Origin of the sequence: Enterococcus sp. 3C7_DIV0644, from assembly GCF_002141235.1 — a bacterium.
Lineage (GTDB): Bacteria > Bacillota > Bacilli > Lactobacillales > Enterococcaceae > Enterococcus_D > Enterococcus_D entomosocium.
Genome location: NZ_NGLK01000001.1, coordinates 1,018,102 through 1,018,610, shown reverse-complemented (window position 1 = coordinate 1,018,610; position 509 = coordinate 1,018,102). Strand labels below are relative to the sequence as shown.

The following is a 509-nucleotide window of genomic DNA, read 5'->3' as shown; positions in this document are numbered from 1 at the left end:
AGTATCAGTAACAGCGAATCAGCAAGCCTGAGCACATCAGTCAGTGATTCATCATCATTGAGCACAAGTATTTCGACATCTCTAAGTGCGAGTGAATCAGCAAGCTTTAGCGGCAGTACAAGTGTAAGTAACAGTGAGTCGACAAGTACAAGTACGTTAAATAGTGAATCAACATCTACAAGTATTAGTGAGTCAACAAGCCTAAGCACATCGATCAGTGATTCATCATCATTGAGTACAAGTGTTTCTTCTTCCCTAAGTGCGAGTGATTCAGCAAGCTTTAGCGGTAGCACAAGTGTAAGTAACAGTGATTCGACAAGTGCAAGTACGTCAAGTAGTGAATCAACATCTACAAGTATTAGTGAGTCGACAAGCACCAGCACATCGATCAGCGATTCATTATCAGTAAGTACAAGCATCAGTAACAGTGAATCAGCAAGCCTGAGCACATCAGTCAGTGATTCATCATCATTGAGCACAAGTATTTCGACATCTCTAAGTGCGAGTGA

1 pseudogene is annotated in these 509 nt (G+C 41.5%); it reads right to left on the bottom strand.

Annotated features, from left to right (window positions below):
- Positions 1-509: pseudogene (locus tag A5877_RS17165) on the bottom strand (hypothetical protein); the annotation flags it as partial.